The sequence below is a fragment of the Planktosalinus sp. genome (assembly GCF_059864935.1).
Window position 1 is genome coordinate 1 of the sequence record NZ_JCBCCK010000476.1, and the last position, 4,660, is coordinate 4,660.

5 protein-coding genes are annotated in these 4,660 nt (G+C 39.0%); 3 read left to right on the top strand and 2 right to left on the bottom strand.

All coding sequences use genetic code 11. The annotated features are described in order from the left end of the window. Together AC6F75_RS13950 and AC6F75_RS13955 are read right to left on the bottom strand one after the other, a co-directional pair. The coding region (locus tag AC6F75_RS13950) for an insulinase family protein (RefSeq protein WP_500715697.1) at window positions 1-1,512 on the bottom strand (1,512 nt) is incomplete at its 3' end. 13 nt (window positions 1,513-1,525) lie between these two features. Then, window positions 1,526-2,845 carry an insulinase family protein gene (locus tag AC6F75_RS13955; RefSeq protein WP_500715698.1) on the bottom strand — a complete coding sequence of 440 codons (1,320 nt, stop codon included), beginning with the start codon at window positions 2,843-2,845 and terminating at the stop codon, window positions 1,526-1,528. Window positions 2,846-3,040: 195 nt separating this feature from the next. On the opposite strand from AC6F75_RS13955, the gene AC6F75_RS13960 reads away from it, so the two are divergent. The 3 genes from AC6F75_RS13960 to rpmA form a co-directional block, all read left to right on the top strand. Next, window positions 3,041-3,496, top strand: coding sequence for a DUF4199 family protein (locus AC6F75_RS13960; RefSeq protein WP_500715699.1), 456 nt, complete (start codon window positions 3,041-3,043; stop codon window positions 3,494-3,496). Between the two features lie 99 nt (window positions 3,497-3,595). Then, the gene (gene rplU, locus AC6F75_RS13965; protein WP_500715700.1) at window positions 3,596-4,402 is read left to right on the top strand and encodes a 50S ribosomal protein L21; all 807 of its coding nucleotides are present in this window, start codon (window positions 3,596-3,598) and stop codon (window positions 4,400-4,402) included. Between the two features lie 26 nt (window positions 4,403-4,428). After that, window positions 4,429-4,660 (top strand): 50S ribosomal protein L27 (rpmA, locus tag AC6F75_RS13970; protein WP_500715701.1); only part of this gene is annotated, 232 nt, incomplete at its 3' end.

Consider the following 4,660-nt stretch of genomic DNA (forward strand, 5'->3'; position numbering starts at 1 on the left):
AGTTTTTCCGCCTATAGCTTCAAAATAGCTATTCAAAACTGCCTCTTTGGTGATAGACGCATCCATTTCAATGTTGTAATTGGGTTCTTCCACTTCATTGCCGTATGGGTCATAATAACGAACCGGTATTTTTGAACCGTCACCTCTGTCAATGTTTTTTAAGCCTTCAAGCACCTCAGATCCTTTGCCAACAACAACTATGCGAGCCCGGTCTATGTTAAAGTATTTGTTGGCCACACGTTTTACGTCTTCAGCAGTTACTGCATTGATTTTTCTTAGGTAATTCTCATAGAAATCTTTCGGCAGGTTTTGGGTTTCAATGTTTAGTGCATAATTGGCAATGGTTTCCGGACGTTCAAGGGCCATTACAAAATTGCCGGTAAATTTGGCTTTCGCCAAAGCAAGTTGATCGTTAGTTACAAGTTTTTCCCTAATGTTGCGAACTTCCTTAATCATTTCAACAACTGCACTGTCTGTCACTGCATTTCTAACGCTTGTTGTAGCATAAAAACTGGTCACGTGCTTGCCGGCTCCGGTTGAAGAACGGGCTCCATAGGTCCAGCCCTTGTCTTCACGAAGGTTCATGTTTAGGTAACTGTTAAAGTCGCCGCCAAGAATGGTGTTTGCGATAAGTACAGGAAAATAATCGGCGTCGCTCATTTTTAGGTTGACCACATTTTCAACAACAAGTTCAGACTGCACGGCGTTGGGCATGTCCACAAAGTTGATTTGCATGCCGGGCAGATCTTTAGGATCAGAATAGGTGATTTTTTTTACCGTTCTCTCAGGCCAATTGGCAAAATACATATTGGCCAGCGCTTGTACTTTTGAAAATTCAACGTCGCCAATTACCACCAGATAGGCATTTTCGGGAGAGAAAAAGTTATTGTAATAATTTTTTACATCGGCAAAAGTGATGTTTTGTACAGACTCTTCAGTGGTAAACTCACCTTTGGGGTGATTTCTGCCATAAAGCAAAGCTGTTGACACCTGTCGTGAAACATTGGAAACATCTCTCTTACTGCTTCTTACGTTTTCCAAAACACGATCCTTTTCTTTGTTAAATTCTTCTTCATCCAGTAAAGGGTTGATGGCGGCATCTGCAAAGAGTTCGAAAATACGTTCGAAATATTTTGAAAGCGAACTCGCAAAACCACTCTGAGCACCAAAATTGATACTTGCACCCAAAAAGTCAACTTCTTCATTGAAATCATTTCTGGAAATGCTTGTTGTGCCATTACCCAGCATTGTTGCCAAAATGGACTCAACACCGGCTTTGTCTTCTGCAGCATAAAGCGGGTTGTCGATAAGTAATTGTATTCTCACTCTGGGAAGTTTGGTATTTCTCACAACCATTACTTTCATTCCGTTATTCAATTCAAATGATTGAGGTGTGGCGAGGTTAATGGTTGGAGCAGGACCCGGCACAGGTCTTTCTGAGCGGTCAATTTGTGCGTTTGCAAAACCAATAAAAAGTAAACAAACGGTTATGGAAAGTATGTAGTTTTTCATTTTTATTAATTTTTTATTGTTCATCATTTTCAGGTAAATATTCCAATCTCAATCTTTGGTTTGGATTGAGGTATTTTCTAGCAGCCTCTCTTATTTCCTCACGGGTGATAGAGCGGTAAATTTCTATTTCGGTATTGATCAGGTTGGTGTCTCCGTGAAAACGCTGATACATAGCCAACGAATTTGCAATACCGGCAACGGTTGCGTTTGAATTTACAAAATTGTTTTCAACCACATTTTGAAGTTTTTGGAATTCTTCCTCAGAAATCAACTCGTTTTGAAGTTTGGCAATTTCTTCGTCGATGGATTTGGTGATGTCCTCAAGCGGTGCGTTGTTTAATGACAATGCAAAGGTGATGTACATTCCATAATCTTCCTGTGAAAAGCTAAATGCTGCCACCTGAAGAGCTATTTTTTGTTCGTCAACCAGTTTTCTGTACAACCTTGAGCTTCTTCCGGTACTAAGGATAGTAGAAACCATATCCAACACACGTGCTTCTCGGGTGGTCATTGATGGTGTTCTGTAAGCGTGAACAATGGCTGGAATCTGTATGTTGGGGTCATAGGCCACAGCATCAATTTGCTTGGTGATGGGATCTTCCTTTATATTGACACGCGGAACTTCATTGCCTCTGGGTATGGGCCCAAAATAATCCTGAATCATTCGCTTTACTTCCGGCACATTGATGTCGCCCGCTACTACAAGAGTGGCATTGTTGGGCACATAAAACTTTTCATTAAATGCAAGGAATTCATCAAGCGTTGCAGCATCCAGGTGCTCCATACTTCCAATAGGCGACCAACGATATGGATGCTTTTTGAACATGTTTTTCTTGACATGCTCGATTAATCTTCCATAGGGCTGATTGAGGATTCTCAAACGTTTTTCTTCTTTTACCACTTCATTTTGGGTATCCACCCCTATCTGGTTGATGATGGGGTGCAACATACGCTCACTCTCCATCCACAGTCCAACCTCAAGAGCATTTGAGGGGAAAATTTCATAATAATAGGTAACATCATCGGTGGTGTAGGCATTGTTTGATCCTCCATAAGAGGAAACAATTTTAAACCACTCACCTCTTTCAATATTTTCGGTTCCTTCAAACAACAAGTGTTCAAAAAAGTGGGCAAACCCTGTTCTTTCAGGATCCTCGTCTTTGGCTCCAACCTGATAGAGTACTGAGGTTATCGCCACCGGAGCAGTGTTGTCCTGATGTAAAATCACGTGCAGGCCATTGTCAAGTGTATATTCTTCAAAAGCTACTTGCTGAGCCTGAACTACAATAAAAGCAACAAGCAACATGGCTATGCTAAAAATAGTTTTTTTCATAGTGAATTAATTTGATTATTATTTACGGTTCTATTAGTTATCAAACGCTCAAATTTGTTACAGTTTGAGCTGACACAAATTTAGTTTTTAACATTTAATATAAGTCTGTTAAGTTAAAAAATTAACACTGTATTAGCGTTAAATATGTTTAGATTTATCGATATTAGTAATCAACTAACCCAAAATTTTAAAATCATGACAAAACATTCAATGAAATTCGGCGTTCTAATTACCATATTATTAATTGTTTATTTTTTGGTTCTTAGGGCTTTTGGATTGCATACCATTACCGTTTTGAGTGCATTCAATGGCGTTATTTTTGGTTTTGGAATTTTTCATTCCATTAAATCCTATAAAGATTTACATAAAAAATTTAAGTACGAGAAAGGATTTCGGACGGGCTTAATGAGCGGTGTGTTTGCTTCAGTGGTATTTGGAATTGTAATGGCCATATATATTTACCATATTGATGCCGAATTTGCCAATCACATTATGAACGACTGGAATGTTGAATTAAACAATGCTTCGTTTGTGTTGGTGGTTTCGGTTGTCATTATGGGTCTTGCTACTTCTTTTATTTTAACCTTGGCCTTTATGCAATTGCTTAAGGATTCCTGGAACTCCAGGCACACCAAAGATTTGGAGTTGTAAAAAAGTATAAACGATTTGTATATTCACAATTTAGATGTATATTTGCGCCCGCGTTCAGAAAATTCTAACGCTTAATCAGTAAATATAAAACCACACGCTATGTACGCAATTGTAGAGATAGCAGGGCAGCAATTCAAAGTTGCAAAAGACCAAAAAGTGTTTGTTCACCGTTTAGCTGAAGAAGAAGGTTCATCTGTTTCTTTTGACAATGTGCTTCTTATCGGCGAAGGTGACAGCATCACGATTGGCGCCCCGGCTATAGATGGAGCTCAGGTAGGGGCAAAAATCACCAGACACCTTAAAGGTGACAAAGTAATCGTTTTCAAAAAGAAAAGACGTAAAGGCTACCAGAAAAGCAACGGTCACCGTCAGTATCTTTCTGAAATTGTAATTGAAAGTATTCTTACTTCAGGCGCTAAAAAAGCAGCTAAGAAAGAAGAAAAAGCTACAGCTCCAAAAGCAGAGAAGGAGACTGCTCCAAAAGTAGAGAAAAAGGCTCCGGTTAAAAAAACCGAAAAAGCTACAGCTCCAAAAGTTGAGAAAAAAGCTCCGGTTAAAAAGGCAGAGAAAGCTGCTCCTAAAAAAGAAGTTGAAGTTAGCGATAACTTGGTGTCAAGAGCTCAAAACCGCGCAGAAGAAAGCAATATTGAGATCAACCTTGAGAAGCTTTTTAACAGTATTGGCACTGCTTTGAAGGCTGACGCAGATGATTTAAAACAAATCAACGGAATTGGACCTTCATATGAAGAAAAATTAAACGAAATTGGAATTTACACATTCCAGCAAATCAGTAAATTGAAAGCAGCAGACAGAGAGCAGCTTTCAGCTTTAGAAGGCATTACCCGCGATAAGATTGAATCTGAAGAGTGGGTGAAACAAGCTAAAGAATTGCTGAAAAACAAATAAAATAATAATTTAAAAAAAGTTAAGCCATGGCACATAAAAAAGGTGTTGGTAGTTCCAAAAACGGTAGGGAATCAGAATCAAAACGCTTAGGGGTTAAGATTTTTGGTGGACAAGCTGCCATTGCCGGAAATATCATCGTAAGACAAAGAGGCTACACTCACAATCCCGGTGAGAATGTATATGCCGGAAAAGACCACACCCTTCACGCTAAAGTGGATGGATTAGTTAAATTTTCAAAGAAAAAAGACAACAAGTCAT

Excerpts from the sequence above, each read along its gene's own strand:
- rplU (WP_500715700.1), top strand. The coding sequence starts at position 3,596 with ATGTACGCAATTGTAGAGATAGCAGGGCAGCAATTCAAAGTTGCAAAA.
- AC6F75_RS13960 (WP_500715699.1), top strand. The coding sequence starts at position 3,041 with ATGACAAAACATTCAATGAAATTCGGCGTTCTAATTACCATATTATTA.
- AC6F75_RS13955 (WP_500715698.1), bottom strand. The coding sequence starts at position 2,845 with ATGAAAAAAACTATTTTTAGCATAGCCATGTTGCTTGTTGCTTTTATT.